16 protein-coding genes are annotated in these 15,728 nt (G+C 69.5%); 14 read left to right on the top strand and 2 right to left on the bottom strand.

Annotation, left to right across the window (positions count from 1 at the left end):
- Positions 1 to 211 precede the first annotated feature (211 nt).
- From DLJ58_RS29850 to pip, 9 genes are all read left to right on the top strand, one after another.
- On the top strand, positions 212 to 1,267 hold the full coding sequence (locus DLJ58_RS29850; RefSeq protein WP_208741414.1) for an ABC transporter ATP-binding protein: 1,056 nt from the start codon (positions 212 to 214) through the stop codon (positions 1,265 to 1,267).
- Positions 1,264 to 2,265, top strand: a complete 1,002-nt coding sequence (locus DLJ58_RS29845) for an ABC transporter ATP-binding protein (protein WP_124861361.1) — start codon at positions 1,264 to 1,266, stop codon at positions 2,263 to 2,265. Before DLJ58_RS29850 ends, DLJ58_RS29845 begins: the two co-directional genes overlap by 4 nt.
- Positions 2,262 to 3,269: an ABC transporter permease gene (locus DLJ58_RS29840; protein ID WP_124861358.1), complete on the top strand. Its 1,008-nt coding sequence runs from the start codon at positions 2,262 to 2,264 to the stop codon at positions 3,267 to 3,269. The genes DLJ58_RS29845 and DLJ58_RS29840 overlap by 4 nt, the downstream gene beginning before the upstream one ends.
- Before the next feature lie 11 nt (positions 3,270 to 3,280).
- The gene (locus DLJ58_RS29835; protein WP_124861356.1) at positions 3,281 to 4,267 is read left to right on the top strand and encodes an ABC transporter permease; all 987 of its coding nucleotides are present in this window, start codon (positions 3,281 to 3,283) and stop codon (positions 4,265 to 4,267) included.
- 145 nt (positions 4,268 to 4,412) lie between these two features.
- Complete coding sequence (locus tag DLJ58_RS29830) at positions 4,413 to 6,155, top strand: ABC transporter substrate-binding protein (RefSeq protein WP_124861353.1); 1,743 nt, start codon at positions 4,413 to 4,415, stop codon at positions 6,153 to 6,155.
- Between the two features lie 408 nt (positions 6,156 to 6,563).
- Complete coding sequence (locus DLJ58_RS29825; RefSeq protein WP_112619359.1) at positions 6,564 to 6,881, top strand: ArsR/SmtB family transcription factor; 318 nt, start codon at positions 6,564 to 6,566, stop codon at positions 6,879 to 6,881.
- On the top strand, positions 6,878 to 7,402 hold the full coding sequence (locus tag DLJ58_RS29820) for an SRPBCC domain-containing protein (RefSeq protein ID WP_124861349.1): 525 nt from the start codon (positions 6,878 to 6,880) through the stop codon (positions 7,400 to 7,402). Before DLJ58_RS29825 ends, DLJ58_RS29820 begins: the two co-directional genes overlap by 4 nt.
- Positions 7,402 to 7,782, top strand: a complete 381-nt coding sequence (locus tag DLJ58_RS29815; RefSeq protein ID WP_124861346.1) for a VOC family protein — start codon at positions 7,402 to 7,404, stop codon at positions 7,780 to 7,782. The genes DLJ58_RS29820 and DLJ58_RS29815 overlap by 1 nt, the downstream gene beginning before the upstream one ends.
- A gap of 167 nt (positions 7,783 to 7,949) precedes the next feature.
- On the top strand, positions 7,950 to 8,897 hold the full coding sequence (gene pip, locus DLJ58_RS29810) for a prolyl aminopeptidase (RefSeq protein ID WP_244219190.1): 948 nt from the start codon (positions 7,950 to 7,952) through the stop codon (positions 8,895 to 8,897).
- Between the two features lie 47 nt (positions 8,898 to 8,944).
- On the opposite strand, the gene DLJ58_RS29805 is transcribed toward pip, so the two are convergent.
- Entirely contained in the window at positions 8,945 to 9,847 is a 903-nt protein-coding gene (locus DLJ58_RS29805) for an NADP-dependent oxidoreductase (protein ID WP_124861342.1), read from the bottom strand.
- 104 nt (positions 9,848 to 9,951) lie between these two features.
- Between DLJ58_RS29805 and DLJ58_RS29800 the strand changes: the two genes are divergently transcribed.
- Together DLJ58_RS29800 and DLJ58_RS29795 are read left to right on the top strand one after the other, a co-directional pair.
- The gene (locus DLJ58_RS29800; protein ID WP_124861340.1) at positions 9,952 to 10,350 is read left to right on the top strand and encodes a winged helix-turn-helix transcriptional regulator; all 399 of its coding nucleotides are present in this window, start codon (positions 9,952 to 9,954) and stop codon (positions 10,348 to 10,350) included.
- A 231-nt stretch (positions 10,351 to 10,581) separates the two neighbouring features.
- Positions 10,582 to 10,995 (top strand): nuclear transport factor 2 family protein, encoded by a 414-nt coding sequence (locus tag DLJ58_RS29795; protein ID WP_124861366.1) that lies wholly within the window; start codon positions 10,582 to 10,584, stop codon positions 10,993 to 10,995.
- Positions 10,996 to 11,380: 385 nt separating this feature from the next.
- Here DLJ58_RS29795 and DLJ58_RS29790 read toward each other — a convergent pair whose 3' ends face one another.
- Positions 11,381 to 13,525: a S9 family peptidase gene (locus DLJ58_RS29790; RefSeq protein ID WP_124861338.1), complete on the bottom strand. Its 2,145-nt coding sequence runs from the start codon at positions 13,523 to 13,525 to the stop codon at positions 11,381 to 11,383.
- Positions 13,526 to 13,612: 87 nt separating this feature from the next.
- Here DLJ58_RS29790 and mshB point away from each other — a divergent pair, with 87 nt between their 5' ends.
- The 3 genes from mshB to DLJ58_RS29775 all read left to right on the top strand — a co-directional run bounded on the left by mshB (position 13,613) and on the right by DLJ58_RS29775 (position 15,574).
- Positions 13,613 to 14,539, top strand: coding sequence for an N-acetyl-1-D-myo-inositol-2-amino-2-deoxy-alpha-D-glucopyranoside deacetylase (gene mshB / locus DLJ58_RS29785; protein ID WP_124861336.1), 927 nt, complete (start codon positions 13,613 to 13,615; stop codon positions 14,537 to 14,539).
- Between the two features lie 17 nt (positions 14,540 to 14,556).
- Positions 14,557 to 14,994, top strand: coding sequence for a hypothetical protein (locus tag DLJ58_RS29780; RefSeq protein ID WP_124861334.1), 438 nt, complete (start codon positions 14,557 to 14,559; stop codon positions 14,992 to 14,994).
- Between the two features lie 115 nt (positions 14,995 to 15,109).
- Positions 15,110 to 15,574 (top strand): hypothetical protein, encoded by a 465-nt coding sequence (locus tag DLJ58_RS29775; protein ID WP_124861331.1) that lies wholly within the window; start codon positions 15,110 to 15,112, stop codon positions 15,572 to 15,574.
- Positions 15,575 to 15,728 lie beyond the last annotated feature (154 nt).

Genomic DNA, 15,728 nt, shown 5'->3' with positions numbered 1-15,728 from the left:
GCGCGAGGCGCGAGGCGCGGGCGTGGATGGCGAGGTGAGGGGGTGTTCAGGCCGATGCCGACTCGTTACGCTCTGGCCCGCTGACACGTGCCGACTTTGTAGCTTATTTTCACCCTCGGGACTTTCCTGTAAGTTCCCTTCGTCACTGAGGGAGGTGGCCGTGGACAGCTCGGAACCGTTGCCGTCCGGCGATCCGGACGACCGTCCCGCCGTGCCGGCACAGCGCTCCGACGAGGATGCCTACCTGCGGGTGCGTGACCTGCGGGTCCAGTTCGACACCGAGGACGGCGTGGTGCGCGCGGTCGACGGCGTGTCGTTCGCCGTCGAGCGGGGCCGCACCCTCGGCATCGTGGGTGAGTCCGGCTCCGGCAAGAGCGTCACCTCGCTGGCCATTCTCGGCCTGCACGACCCCAAGCGGACCACCATCACCGGGGAGATCTCCGTCGGTGGCCGGCAGGTGGTCGGCCTCGGCGACGAGGAGGTACGCCGGCTGCGCGGCCGGGACATGGCGATGATCTTCCAGGATCCACTGTCGGCGCTGCACCCGTACTACACGGTGGGCCGGCAGATCGCCGAGGCGTACCGGGTGCACCACCCGAAGGCCAACCGGCGCGAGGCCCGCCAGCGGGCGGTCGACATGTTGGACCGGGTCGGCATCCCACAGCCGGCGCGCCGCTTCGACCAGTACCCGCACGAGTTCTCCGGCGGCATGCGCCAGCGGGCGATGATCGCGATGTCCCTGGTCAACGACCCGGCGCTGCTGATCGCCGACGAGCCGACCACCGCGCTGGACGTCACCGTCCAGGCGCAGATCCTGGACCTGCTCGCCGACCTCCAGGCCGAGTTCAACTCCGCGATCATCCTGATCACCCACGACCTCGGCGTGGTCGGCCAGGTCGCCGACGACGTGCTGGTCATGTACGGCGGGCGGGCCGTCGAGCGGGGCAGCGTCGAGCAGGTGCTCCGGGCGCCGCAGCATCCGTACACCTGGGGGTTGCTCTCCAGCGTGCCGTCGCTGCACGGCGACGCGGACGCGGACCTGGTGCCCATCCCCGGCAACCCGCCCAGCCTGATCAACCTGCCGCCGGGCTGCGCGTTCCACCCCCGCTGCCGGTACGCGGACCGCGCCGGCAGCCGCTCCCGCAGCGAGGTGCCCGAGCTGCGCCCAGCCGGGGCCGACGGCCACCTGGTCGCCTGCCACCTGAGCGCGGAGGAGCGGGCCGCGTTCTACGCCGAGGACGTCGCATCCGTGGGGGTGGCCCGATGACCGATGAACCACTGTTGCGGGTGCGTGGGCTGACCAAGCACTTCCCGGTACGCCAGGGACTGCGCGCGACCGGCCTGGTGCGGGCGGTGGACGGGCTCGACTTCGACGTGCGCCCCGGCGAGACGCTCGGGCTGGTGGGGGAGTCGGGCTGCGGCAAGACCACCACCGGCCGGATGCTGGTGCGGCTGCTGGAACCGACGAGCGGCAGCATCGAGTTCGACGGGCGGGACATCACGCACGCCGGCCGCCGGGAGTTGCGCCCGCTGCGCCAGGAACTCCAGATCATCTTCCAGGACCCGTACGCCTCGCTGAACCCTCGGCACACGGTGGGCCGGATCGTGGCGATGCCGCTACAGGTCAACGGGATCAAGCCGCCGGGTGGCATCAAGGCCCGGGTGCAGGAGTTGCTGGAGCTGGTCGGGCTGAACCCGGAGCACTACAACCGGTACCCGCACGAGTTCTCCGGTGGTCAACGCCAGCGCATCGGCATCGCCCGCGCGTTGGCCCTGCGGCCGAAGCTGATCGTCGCCGACGAGCCGGTCTCCGCGCTGGACGTCTCGATCCAGGCGCAGGTGGTCAACCTGCTGCGCAACCTGCAACGCGAGCTGGGCCTGGCGTTCGTGTTCATCGCGCACGACCTGGCCGTGATCCGGCACTTCAGCCAGCGGGTCGCGGTCATGTACCTGGGTCGGATCGTGGAGATCGGCGACCGGGCGGACATCTACGAACGACCACAGCACCCGTACACCCGGGCGCTGCTCTCGGCGATCCCGGACGTCACCCAGCTCGGCCCGGCAGGTCGGATCCGGCTGACCGGTGACGTGCCGACCCCGCTCGACCCGCCGTCGGGCTGCCGGTTCCGTACCCGCTGCTGGAAGGCGCAGGACATCTGCGCCGCCGAGGAGCCGGCGCTGGTGCCGCGCGACGGTGGTCGGCAGTCCACCGCGTGCCACTTCCCCGAGGTGGCGGCTCCGATCTTCGAGGAGGTGCCGTCGTGAGCCTGTCCCCGGTGGAGGGTCTGGCACTGGCCGAGATCGAGTCCGACCCGGACGCGGGCACGCCCGCCGCAAAGGGCGTCGTCGGCCGCTCACCCGGTCAGCTCGCCTGGCTGCGGCTGCGCCGTGACCGGACGGCCGTGGTCAGCGGCGTACTCCTGGTCTTCTTCATGGTGTTGGGATTGGCCGCCCCGCTGATCGAGATGGCCTACGGGATCGGGCCGCGGGAGCAGTTCCAGAACCTGCTGGACGGTTTCGGCATGCCACTGGGCTACGCCGGCGGTGTCACCGGGGACCACTGGTTCGGCCTGGAGCCGAACCTGGGTCGGGACATCTTCATCCGGTTGATCTACGGGTTGCGGACGTCGCTGTTCATCGCGTTCGCGGCGGCGCTGATCACCGCAACGATCGGGGTCGTGCTGGGCGCGCTCGCCGGTTACCTCGGCGGCTGGCTCGACGCGGTGATCAACTGGATCACCGACCTGACCCTGGCCATGCCCTTCCTGATCATCGCGCTGGCGCTCACCCCCACCGTCACGCTGCGCTTCTACGGTGAGCGGGGGCAGGTGTCGTCCGCCTTCGGGGTGGGCGTGCTGATCGCCGTCTTCGCCGTCTTCGGCTGGACGAGCACGGCCCGGCTGGTTCGCGGGCAGGTGATCGCGCTGCGCGAGCGGGAGTTCGTGGAGGCGGCCAGGGCCAGCGGGGTCGGGCTGGGGCACATGCTCTTCCGGCAGCTGTTACCCAACATCTGGGCGCCGATCCTGGTGTCGTTCTCCCTGGCGGTGCCGCAGTTCATCACCAGCGAGGCCGCGCTGTCGTTCATCGGTGTCGGTCTCAGCGACGAGACCCCGAGCTTCGGCCGGATGATCTACGACAGTCTGGACTTCCTCCAGACCGACCCGGCGTACGTGTTCTTCCCGGGCATCATGATCTTCGCGCTGGTGTTCGCCTTCAACCTCTTCGGCGACGCGTTGCGCGACGCGCTCGACCCGAAGTCGTCCCGGTAGGGGTCAAAATCATGGCGCGATTTCTGCTCAAGCGACTCTTCTCCGCCACGCTGACCCTGTTCGCGGTGAGCGTCTTCACCTTCCTGATGTTCTTCGCCCTGCCACGCGACCCGGTCAGCAGCATCTGCTCGAAGAACTGCAACCCGGAGCGGTTGGAGCGGGTCCGCGACGACCTGGGCCTGAACGACCCGCTGATCAGCCAGTACGCCGGTTACATGAAGGGCATCGTGACCGGTCGGGACCTGGGCAGCGCCCAGGGCGGCCGGTGTGACGCACCCTGCCTGGGCTGGTCGTACGTCACCAACGAGGCCGTCTCGGACACCATCGCCCGGGTGCTGCCGGTGACGCTGAGCATCGTGATCCCGGCGGCGATCCTCTGGTTGCTGCTCGGCGTCGGTCTCGGCATGATCTCCGCGCTGCGTCGGGGCACCTGGCTGGACCGGGCCGCCATCGGCTTCTCGCTGACCGGCGCGTCGTTGCAGCTGTACTTCGTCGGCGCGGTGCTGCTGATGGTCTTCGTCTACAACCTGAGGCTGCTGCCGGTGCCGAGCTACACGTCCCTCTTCGACAATCCGGCGAAGTGGGCCAGTGGGCTGGTGCTCGCCTGGGTGGCGCTGGCCTTCCTCTTCTCGGCGATCTACGCCCGGCTGTCCCGCGCGCAGATGCTGGAGACGTTGTCCGAGGACTTCGTCCGGACCGCGCGGGCCAAGGGCCTGGCCAAACCCAAGGTGTACGGGAGACACGCGCTGCGCGCGGCGATCACCCCGGTGGTGACCATCGCCGGGCTGGACGTGGGCGGGGCGCTGGGCGGCACGGTGATCACCGAGACGACGTTCGGCATCCAGGGGTTGGGGCGTACGGCGGTGGACGCGGTGCGCTCGGGCGACCTGCCCACGATCATGGCAACGGTGCTGATCGCGGCCGTCTTCGTGGTGCTGGCGAACGTGCTGGTGGACCTGCTCTACGCGGCGATCGACCCACGGGTGCGGTTGCGCTGACGGCCGGGTGTCCGCCACGCCCACCGATGGCGAAATTTATCGACAACTGTTACACAACTCGTAGGTTTTCTTCCTTACGATCCTCGGGACGTCGGCGGTTCTCGCCCCGACGAAACGCACGGCACATGGGTGAAGGGGGTACTTCATGAGACCACGCGTGGTGGCTGCCGCAGGCGGCGCGATCGCTCTGGTTGTGGCATTGGGTGCGTGCTCGAAGAACACGGGCGAGGGCACCACTGTGGACACCGAGCGGAAGCAGACCGGGGTCATCGCGACCGACCCCAAGGACTCGCAGGGGCCAGCGGCCGAGGTGAGCGGCGCCGTGAAGGGCGGCACCTTCACCATCATCCGGGAGTCGCCGATCTCCCACCTCGACCCGCAGCGGACGTACTCGTTCGCCGGTCTGATGGCCAACCCGCTCTTCGCCCGCTACCTGACCACCTGGAAGGACGACGGCAAGGGCGGCCTGGTCCTGGTGGGCGACCTGGCCGAGACGCCGGGCAAGAACGTCAACAACGACTGCAAGGTCTGGGAATTCACGGTCAAGGACGGGGTGAAGTTCGAGGACGGCCGGCCGATCACCTCCAAGGAGATCGCGTACGGCATCGCCCGCTCCTTCGACCCGGACCTGTCCGGTGGCCCGACCTACATCCAGGAGTGGCTGGCCGACACCGCGCAGTTCGACACCAAGTGGGACTTCAAGAAGAACAAGACGTCGCTGCCGCCCGGCCTGAGCACGCCGGACGCGAAGACGCTGCGCTTCGAGTTCGCCAAGCCCCGCTGTGACCTGCCGTTCGCCGCCTCGCTGCCGACCACCGCGCCGCTGCCCGCCGACAAGGACACCGGCATCAACGTGGACAAGCAGCCGTTCTCGTCCGGCCCGTACAAGGTCGCCAAGAACCAGGTCGGCGTGCAGATCACCCTGGACCGCAACCCCAACTGGGACCCGAACACCGACCCGGTCCGCCACCAGTACCCGGACCAGTTCGTCTGGAGCTTCGGCCCGACCGCGGACGCCGCCAACAACCGGGTGATCGCCGACAACGGCGCCGACCAGAGCGCGCTCGCCTTCAACGCCGTGCCCGCCTCGCTGGTCGCCAAGGTCGCCGGGGATGCGTCGCTCAAGTCGCGGACGCTCCTCTCGCCGACTCCGAGCGCCAACCAGCTCGTCATCAACAACCAGAGGGTCACCGACCTGAAGGTGCGTCAGGCGCTCAACTACGCCATCGATCGCGAAGGCATGATCAAGGCGCTCGGCGGTCAGACCGTCGCCGCGCCGCTGACCACGCTGATGCCGCCGGCCACCATCGGCTACAAGGCGTACGACGCGTACCCGGCGGGCGCAAACGGCAACGTGGACAAGGTCAAGGAGCTGCTCGGCGGCAAGACGCCGGAGCTGGTTCTCGGTGTCGCCGACAACTCGACCGAGCAGCAGCAGGGTGCCCAGCTCAAGGCGAACCTGGAGCGGGCCGGCTTCAAGATCACCGTCCGGAACATCTCGGACGACGCGAAGCTCGACGAGATCAAGAAGAAGGACAACCCCTGGGACCTGTACATCGGTAACTGGGCGGCGGACTGGCCCAGCGGGGCGTCGATCCTGCCGGTGCTCTACGACGGTCGCACCATCAAGGCCGAGGGCAACAGCAACCAGTCCTACTTCAACGACCCGACGATCAACGCCGAGATGGACCGCATCCAGGCCCTGCCCCCGGCCGACCAGGGACCGGAGTGGGCCAAGCTCGATGAACGGATCATGAAGGAGCACGCGCCGGTGGTGCCGTTCTACGTCGACGTGGCCTACAACGTGCACGGGTCCAAGGCGGGCGGGATCTTCATCTCCAGCGTCTTCGGCTACCCGTCGTTCGTGAACGCGCACGTCAAGCCGTAAGTACATACACCGCAGGCCAGAAGGGTCCCCTACCGACAACGTCGTCGGGAGGGGACCCTTCTGCGTCGTCTCTTGATCGACTCGGTTTCCAAGAAACCGGGGTGTCCTGGGCACCCCGACACCCCGCTTTCCTGAAACCCGAGTTGACCTGAGCGCCCTGTGGGTTAGCCCGGGGTGAGTAGTGCACCGGCACCTCGCGGTGCAGCCAGGACCGCTCAGCGAACATGCGGCTGGGTCGGACGCTGGGGATCCTGTAGTCGGCCGAACGGGCACTGACGGCGGCAGAAGGGGATGGCGAGGGTGACTCGACCCGAGAGCGGTTGCTCGGCTTGGCTGACAAAGACCCGGTACTTCGTCACGATCGAATGTAACCTTGTGGGTACGTAACCGTCGGGTTACATTGGCGTCATGGATGCCGTGTTGCACGCGCTGGCAGACGAGAGCCGGCGCACGGTTCTCGATATTCTCCGTGACCACCCGGCGAGTGCAGGAGAGCTGGCCGAGGCTCTCCCGATCGCTCGCCCGGGCGTGTCCCGGCATCTCCGCGTGCTGCGGGAAGCCGGGCTGGTCGACGTACGCCAGGACGCGCAGCGCCGGATCTACACACTCCGCCCGGAGGCGCTCGTCGAGGTCGACGAGTGGCTGGGCGAGTACCGCCGGCTCTGGGAGAACCGGCTCGACGCTCTTCATACCGAGATCGCACGAGGAAAGAAGGCGCGACGATGACCACGATCGCGACGATGCGAGCGCTCGACGAGACCCGCGGAGCAGTCCGGGTCGAGAGCCTCTACGACACGGACATCGGCGACCTCTGGCAGGCGTGTACGACGCCCGAGCGGCTGGCCCGCTGGATCGCCCGGGTCGACGGCGACATGCGAGTCGGCGGCACGATCCGGGCCGTCTTCACGAGCAGCTGGACCGGTCCGGCGCGCATCGAGGTGTGCGACGCGCCGCACCACCTGCTGTTGACAACGAAGCCGGGTTCGGACGACGAGGGGCAGATGGAGGCGTGGCTGACCGAAGAGGGCTCCAAGACCCGGCTGGTGGTCGAGGAGCGCGGTCTGCCGATATTGAATCTCCCGTCTCACGCCTCTGGGTGGCGGGCCCACCTCGAGGATCTCGGTCGGTCGCTGGAGGTCGACGGCCCGGTCCATCCGGAGGGCTGGAGCTCCGATGCCGGAGCGCCCGGGTGGAAGGAACGCTGGGAAGAGCTCACGCCGACATACCAGCAGATTGAGATCAGCTAATGTCGGACCTGATCAAACTCAGCCTGACGACGGTCAATGCGCCCGACGCGATCGCGCTCGCGCGGTTCTACGCCGAGATCACCGGCGGGGTCGCGAAGGGTGACGAGTGCTGGGCGCTCGTGGAAGGGCCGAACGGTGACATCGGGTTCCAGCAGATCGACGACTACCGGCCACCCACCTGGCCGGATGGCGAGGTGGGGATGCAGATGCACCTCGAGTTCTTCGTCGACGACCTGGAGGCGGCCGGTGCGCGTGTGCTGGCGGCCGGCGCTACCCGATTCGAGCATCAGCCCAACGCGGACCACTGCTTCGTCTACGCCGACCCGGCCGGGCATCCGTTCTGCCTGTCCACGTGGGGGGCCCCGAGAGTCGGCGACTGACTCGGCTCGTTCGGGCATCTGTTGTGCGGACGCGACCAACTTGCCGGTGCCGGAACGGGCCGAGCGCCACTACCGATACGACCCGACGAAGGCGTTGGCAACGTGGATGACGAGACCGCGCGGTATCGGGAGGACGTATCCACAATGAAATTCCACGAGGTTGAATGATGGACTGGTATCCGCCCATCGAGCCGTACGACTCCGGGATGCTCAGCGTCGGCCACGGTAATGAGCTCTACTGGGAACTGTGTGGAAACCCCGGCGGCAAACCCGCAGTGTTCCTGCACGGCGGCCCCGGCGGTGGTCTGCTCCCGGACAATCGACGGTACTTCGACCCGTCCGGCTACCGCGTCGTGCTGTTCGACCAGCGAAACTGCGGTCGCAGCCGGCCCTTCGCGGGCGACCCAAAGACGTCACTGGAACACAACACCACCCCGCACCTGGTGGCGGACATCGAGCGGCTACGCGAGCACCTGGGGATCGAGCGTTGGCTCGTCTTCGGCGGCAGTTGGGGCAGCACGCTCGGCCTGGCCTACGCACAGGCCCATCCCGAGCGGGTCACCGAACTCGTGCTTCGTGGCGTGTGGCTGGTTCGCAGGTCGGACGAGGCATGGGCGTTCACTCCGGCGGGCGCAGCGCATCTGTTTCCCGCCGAGTGGGAGGCATTTTGTGCTGCCATCCCCGTGACGGAACAGGACGACCTTGTCGGCGCCTATGGCCGCCGCATTTCCGACCCCGACCCCGCGGTCCACGGCCCGGCGGCCCGCGCCTGGATGAGCTGGGAGCTCTCGGCCAACACCCTGCTGCCGATGACGCCGCCGGACATCGACGACACCAGCCTGCTGGCGTTCGCCCGCATCACACACCACTACATCAGCAACGGCGGCTTCCTTCCGCCGGAAGGTCTCCTGGCGGGCGTCGACCGCATTCGACACATCCCGACGGTCATCGTGAACGGCCGCTACGACATCAAGACGCCGCCGAACCAAGCCTGGGACCTGCATCGGGTCTGGCCTGAGGCGAAGTTCCACATCGTGGAGGACGCGGGCCACAGCGGCTCCGAACCTGGCACCCGCAGCCTGCTCATCGAAGCCACCACCCGGTTCCTCGCGTAAAGGTGGCGCAATGGCCTCCTGAGGGCGAAGCCGAGCTTCCGCCGCGATCAGGGGACGATCACCACGCCGCCGCGCACGCCGCCCTGGGCCAGCCGCTCGTGGGCGGTCGCCGCGTCGGCGAAGGGGTACACGTCAGCGACCCGGAGCGGGATGTCGCCGCTGGTGACGAGCTTGACCAGCTCGCTCAGGCGGGTTCCGTCCGGTAGCACCTCCAGCGCGGAGGTCCGGATTCCGCGCACCGGCTCCGGGCGAAGCGGGGGTGACGCGGCCACGTAGCCGCCGCCGTCCCGAACGAGGTCCAGCAGCGAGGAGCCGATCACCGCCAGGTCGATGACCCCGTCGAACGTCCCCGTCGGATCGTCGGTGCGCGACAGGAACGCCGCGCCCAGCGACTCGACGAACTCGCGGTCGTCGGCTCCGGCGAGTCCGGTGGCGTGCAGACCGGCCGCCCGGGCCAGCGCCAGAACGAACCCACCGACCTGCCCGGCGGCGCCGGTGACGAGCACTGTCGAGCCCGCGGGGAGCGCGAGCAGGTCGAGTGCCTGGGCGGCGGCGAGGCCATTGGTCGGCAGGGTCGCCGCCTCGGTGGCGGGGACGCCGGAGGGCGCGGAGGTCAGCCAGGCGGCGTCGAGAACCACGTACTCGGCGTGGGCGCCGACAGTGGTTTGCAGCCAGGGTGAGAAGCCGATGACCTCGTCGCCGATCGTGAACTCGTCGACCGACGGGCCGACCGCGTCGACACTGCCGGCAACGTCCCAGCCGGGGGTGTACGGCAGACCGGTCGGCAACGGGGCCGGGAACCGACCGGAGCGGACCATCAGATCGACCGGATGGACGACCGACGCGGCGACCCGCACCCGCACCTGCCCCGGCCCCGGCTCGGGCACCGGCACCTCGGCCACGTGCAGGACCTCCGGCCCTCCGAACTCTGCATAGCTAACTGCGCGCATCGCCGTCTCCTTCGTGGGATTTCGTTCTCACCACGACCGTACGAATCGTCAGCACTGTGAGAAAGTAGGTACCTTAAAGTGCCTAGGGCACCAAGGGAGGAAAAATGGCGACGTCGACCGCAGCGCAACGCCGTGAACAGGCAAAACGTGACTACGACGCGTTCCTTGAACAGTGCCCGACCCGTGAGCTGCTGAGCAGACTCACCGACAAGTGGGTCGCCCTGGTGATCCCCGCGCTCGTCAACGGCCCGCAGCGGCACGGCGAGCTCGCCCAGCGCATCGCCGGCGTCAGCCAGAAGATGCTCACCCAGACCCTGCGCACCCTGGAGCGCGACGGCCTGGTCACCCGCACCGTCACTGCCTCGGTGCCGGTCCGTGTCGACTACGAGCTCACCCCGCTCGGCCATGAACTGTTCCCGGTCATGATCGCGATCAAGGACTGGGCCGAGTCGCACATGGACCGCGTCTTCGAAGCCCGGACCCGATACGACGCACGCCCCTGAAACCAGCGACATCGATTACGTAAGCGTTCGTCGTGACGTGTCCGCCCGGAGTTGCTGGTGTGGGCTGCAAAGATCACCGCGGCTTGCCGCTGTGCGAACAAGAGATCTTGGACAGTTTCCGTTTCACGGGCGGGCCACGATGACGGAAACTGTCCAAGATTCATGGCCACGGCGGTGGCGTCGCCGGAGATCGGCCGGGCAGGGCCGTTGATACACCGCCGGCTTGCCAGATTGTCGCTGGCGGGGGCTAGGGTCCGCGCCGTGGACGACACCTTGATGGCCCGGCAGACCGCCCACGCCTACGTTGATCTTCTGGAGCGCCGCGACTGGTCTGGGTTGGCTGCTCTGCTCACCGATGATGTCGTCTACGAGATGCCGCAGACTCGGGAGCGCATTCGCGGCAAGGACGCGTTCCTGCGGTTCAACACCGAGTATCCCGGAGACTGGCACCTTCGGCCGCGACGGGTGATCGCCGATGGCCGTCTCGCTGCGCTGGTGCTCGATGTTCGCGTCGGCGTGGAGCAGCAGGACGCGTGCGTCTGGCTTGAGATGTCCGAGCATGGGCTGATCAGCAAGATCATCGACTACTGGCCCGAGCCGTACGATCCGCCACAGGGCCGGGAACACCTCGTGGAGCGTTGGTGATCGTCAGCTTGCCGACGCGGGCCAGGTGCTACGACATGACGGGGCGCGGCAGCACCAACGCTTGAGCGGCGATGCCATGGAAGACCATCGTTGACAGGAGGCCGGGCAGGCGCTGAGCGTCAAGCATCGTGACCTGGTACTCCTCCGCCGACACCGCGCAGAAGATCCACCGTCCCGGGCGCCGCCCTGTTCTGCCCGCCCGATCGACTCTTTGAAGGCTTGCCACTCGCCTCGCCCAAGCTCACGCTCGATCCAGGATCGAGTGGCTATGTGACGCCGGGGATGCCACTTGATCCTGGATCAAGAACGATCTTGGGAGCGTGCATCCAATCCTGGAGCCCTTTCGGTAAAGGGCTCGGCGTGCCGAACTGACTCCTAATGCTGCTTACAGCAGGTGGGTGCGGAGGAACTCCAGTTCCAGGGGGAGCAGCCGCTCGGCGGTGCCGTTCGCGGCCATGTGCGTAGCCCCGGTCAGCGGCAGCACGGCGTGCGGTCGGCCGGTGCTCAGCAGGGCGGCCGAGAGCCGGAGTGTGTGCGCGGCCACCACGTTGTCGTCGGCCATGCCGTGCACCAGCAGCAACGGGCGGGCCTGGTCCGGGCTCGTGACCGGCTCCGCGGCCAACTCGACGAGCGAATGGTGCGCGTAGATGTCCTGGCCGTCTTCCGGCAACCCCAGATAACGCTCGGTGTACGCGGTGTCGTACAGCGCCCAGTCGGTCACCGGGGCACCCGCGATGCCGCACCGGAACAGCTCCGGGTGGCGCAGCACCGCCAAGCCGGCCAGCCACCCGCCGAACGACCAGCCGCGCACCCCCACCCGCCCCAGGTCCAGGTCCGGGTGCTTGCCGGCGAGCGCGGTCAGCGCGTCGATCTGGTCGGTCAGGATCACGTCGGCGACCCGCCGGTGGATCGCCTTCTCGAACGACGGCGCCACGCCCGGCGTACCCCGGTTGTCGATGGTGACCACCGCGAACCCGGCGTCGGCCCACCACTGCCGTTCCAACCACGCGGCCCGCGCCGCCACGACCTCCTGGTGCCCCGGGCCGCCGTAGATGTCCAGCAGCACCGGCAGCCGCCGGCCCGTCACGTGGTTGTCCGGGTAGAGCACCGCCGCCGGCAGCCGCCGGTCAGTCACCCGTTCCAGCATCGGCAACGGAGAGTACGGCGGGGCGGCGGCGAACGAGCGCAGCTCGGCGATCTCCTGATCGCCGCGGCGCACCGTCCAGCGCACCCCGGCGTGATCCAGCGACGCGACGCCGACGGCCAGCACGTCCCCGCCCACCGCGGCGGTGTACCAGCCGGAGTCGGTGGTGAGCCGACGCGCGTCCACCCCACCGCCGATGGTGGTGCGGACCCGGAACAGGTGCCGCTCGCTCGGTTCGCCGTCGCTCGCCTCCACCAGCAGGTCGGCCGGGCCGGCGGCGGCCGGCAGCCGACCCACCACCCGTCGTACGTACAGCGACGGCGGGGTGAGCAGGGTGCCGTCCGCGAACAGGCACCGGGCGTCGTACCCGTCGTGGGCCAGCTCCCCACCGACCAGCACCCGGCCGTCCGGCAGGTGCGCGGGGGTGCCGGCGATCGGTTCGACCCAGCGCGGATCGGCCAGCTCGGCGTGCACCTGCGTCTCGCCCGTGCGCGGGTCCACCGCCAGCACCAGCCCGTGCTGCTGCGAGCGGCGCAGCACGGTGATCAACGGGCTGCCCTCACCCCAGCTGACCCCGGTCAGGTACGGGTAGGTCTCCCGATCCCAGTGCACGTCGACCCAGCCGTCGTCCAGGTCCAGCAGGTGCAGGCTGACCTCCGCGTTCGGGCCACCGGCCCGGGGGTACGCGACGGCGGTCGGGGGGCTCGCCGGCTCGGCCGGGTCGTGCAGGTGCCACCGCTCCAGGCGGGACTCGTCGACCCGGGCGGCGAGCACCGAGCGGCCGTCGGGCGCCCACCAGTACCCCCGGAACCGGCCGAACTCCTCCGCCGCGATGTGCTCGGCCAACCCCCAGCTCACCCCGGCGTCCTCGCCCGCCAGCAGGGTGTCGGTGCCGTCGGGGTCGATCACCCGCAGCTCACCCCGGCGCACACCCTCGGCCGCGTCCGTCACGTACGACAGCCGCTGCCCGGTCGGGTCCGGACGTGGGTCGAGCACCGGGCCGACGGCCGCCACCTCCACCACGTCGCCGTGCACCAGATCGGCCCGGAACAACCGCCCGGCCAGCGCGAACACCGCAACCCGGCCGGCTGCGTCCAACGCGTACGAGCCGATGCCGGCGGCGCTGAGCCGCAGCCGCTCGCGTAGCGCACGTTCGCCGGGGGAGAGGGAGCGGACGTCCCCGCTCTCGCCCAGCAGGGTCGCCGGATCGGCGACCAGCCGCTCCTCGCCGGTGCCCACGTCCAGCAACCAGAGCGCGTCCGCCGGATCCTCCGGGCCGGCGGAGCGCAGGAAGATCACCCGGGAGCCGTCCTCAGCCACCGAGACAGCGCGTGGCGCGCCGTGGCTGAACCGGCGGGTGCGGGCGGCCAGCTCCGGAAAGTCCACACGCCAAATCGTAGAGCGGGAGCGGGGGTGATGTGGCCGACCTGGGCGGACGCGTCAGCGTCGGCCGGGGGAGAACCGCCAGTTAGAGTGACCGTCGTGACGATGCTGCCCGACCGCCGCCTGCTGCTGGTCCACGCGCACCCCGACGACGAGTCGATCGGCACCGGCTCGACGATGGCCCACTACGCCGCAGACGGCGCGCACGTCACGCTGGTGACCTGCACGCTCGGCGAAGAGGGCGAGATCCACGTGCCCGCGCTGGCGCAGCTCGCCGCCGCCGAGGCCGACCAGCTCGGCGGGTACCGCGTTGCCGAGCTGGCCGCCGCGTGCGCCGCGCTCGGCGTCAGCGACCACCGTTTCCTCGGCGGCGCCGGCCGCTACCGCGACTCCGGAATGATGGGGCTCGCGACCAACGAGCACCCCCGGGCCTTCTGGCAGGCCGACCTCGACGAGGCCGCCGGGCACCTCGTGGAGATCATGCGAGAGGTACGCCCGCAGGTGCTCGTCACGTACGACCCGAACGGCTTCTACGGCCACCCCGACCACATCCAGGCGCACCGGGTGGCCATGCGCGCCGTCGAGCTGGCCACCGCCGAGGGCTGCGCCCCGCTCAAGGTCTACTGGACGGCCATGCCGCTCAGCGTTCTGGAGGCCGGCATGACGCATTTCGCCGAGTCCTCCGACAACCCGTTCGGCGGCATCGAGAACATCGCCGACCTGCCCTTCGGCACCCCGGACGCCCAGATCGCCGCCCGGATCGACGGCACCGACCAGCACACGGCCAAGGAGGCCGCGATGCGGGCGCACGCCACCCAGATCCCGGCCAACTCGTGGCTCTACTCGATCGCCGGCAACTTCGGTGGCGAGTTCATGGGCGTGGAGTTCTTCACCCTCGCGGTCGGTGAGAAGGGCCCGGGCGCCGGGCCGTACGGCTGGGAGGACGACCTCTTCGCCGGCCTGCCCGCGGAGACCGCCCCGGACCGGTCACCGGTCGCGGCGGCGGGTCTCCGGTGAGCCTGCCGGCCGCACCGATGACGGTAGTGGAGGACCAGGAAGCCCCGCCCCCGGCGGGGCCACCGCCGCGACTGCTGGACCTGGGCGTCCGGCTGGTCGGTGGGATCGTCGTGGTCCTCGCCGGTGTGCTGACCGGCGTACTGGAGCTGCTGCTCGCCACGCTCCGCGTCGGCGGGCAACTGGTCGGCGTGTCGGTGCTCCTCGCCATCGGCGCCAACATCGTGCTGAGCTGGTTCGCGTACGAGGCGGTCGGCCGTCGCTGGGCCGTGGCGCTGCCGGCGGTGCCGTGGTTCGCGCTGATGGCGGTCGCCGCCATCCGGACCAACGAGGGCGACCTGTTGCTGGCCGGAGACAACTGGGTCGGGCTGGCCATGATCGTGGCCGGCGCGATGACCTTCGCGGTGATGGGCTTCCGGCAGATCCTCGCCCCGCAGCCGCCCCTGCTCGGTGGCTGACGCTCGGCTGCTTTCGGGGTGCTGCCGACTGATGACGTCTCCCAGGTAAGGGTGGTAAATATTCCTGCCATGGATGCGAACCCCGCGAAGGGGCGTACGGCAGGAGGGTCCGGCGATGGACAAGCGGTGGCGTGACCTCGGGGTGCTCGTAGCAGCACTGTTCGCGGTCAACGTGGTCGCCCGACTGATCACCCGGTTCGGCTTCGACGGCGACGACACCGCCGCCGACCGGGTGTCGCTGGCGATGTTCACGGTGATCGGCCTGATCCTCGCCGTGGTCGCCTTCCGCTGGGGCCGACGCCGGCCGCTGGCCGGCTGGGCAGCCGACATGGCCCTCGTGGTGCCGGTGGCGATGCTGCTGACAGTGCTGGTCGGGCCACTGTTGGTCGGTCACAACCCGTTCGCCGGCGGCGCGGCGACGTTCTTCGCCCAGATCTGGCTCTACCTGCTCGCCACCGGCGCCGGGTTGCTGATCGGCTACCTGGTGCTCACCGCGCTCGGCCGTGACTACCGCTCTCAGCAGCTCAAGCGGTATACCGAGGTCAAGGCCGCGAAGCCCCGCCGAGTCGTCCGCCGCTGATCATCGCCCCGCTCGGCCGTCCCGACGTTGCGGCCGCCCGTTCGGGCCCGCCCGTTCGGGCCGCCCGTTCGGGCCCGCCCGTTCGGGCCGCCCGTTCGGGCCCGCCCGTTCGGGCCGCCCGTCCGGGGCCGCCCGTCCGGGGCCGTTGTGCGGC

Origin of the sequence: Micromonospora arida, from assembly GCF_003857035.1 — a bacterium.
Classification (GTDB): domain Bacteria; phylum Actinomycetota; class Actinomycetes; order Mycobacteriales; family Micromonosporaceae; genus Micromonospora; species Micromonospora arida.
This window is presented reverse-complemented; position numbering and strand designations above follow the sequence as displayed.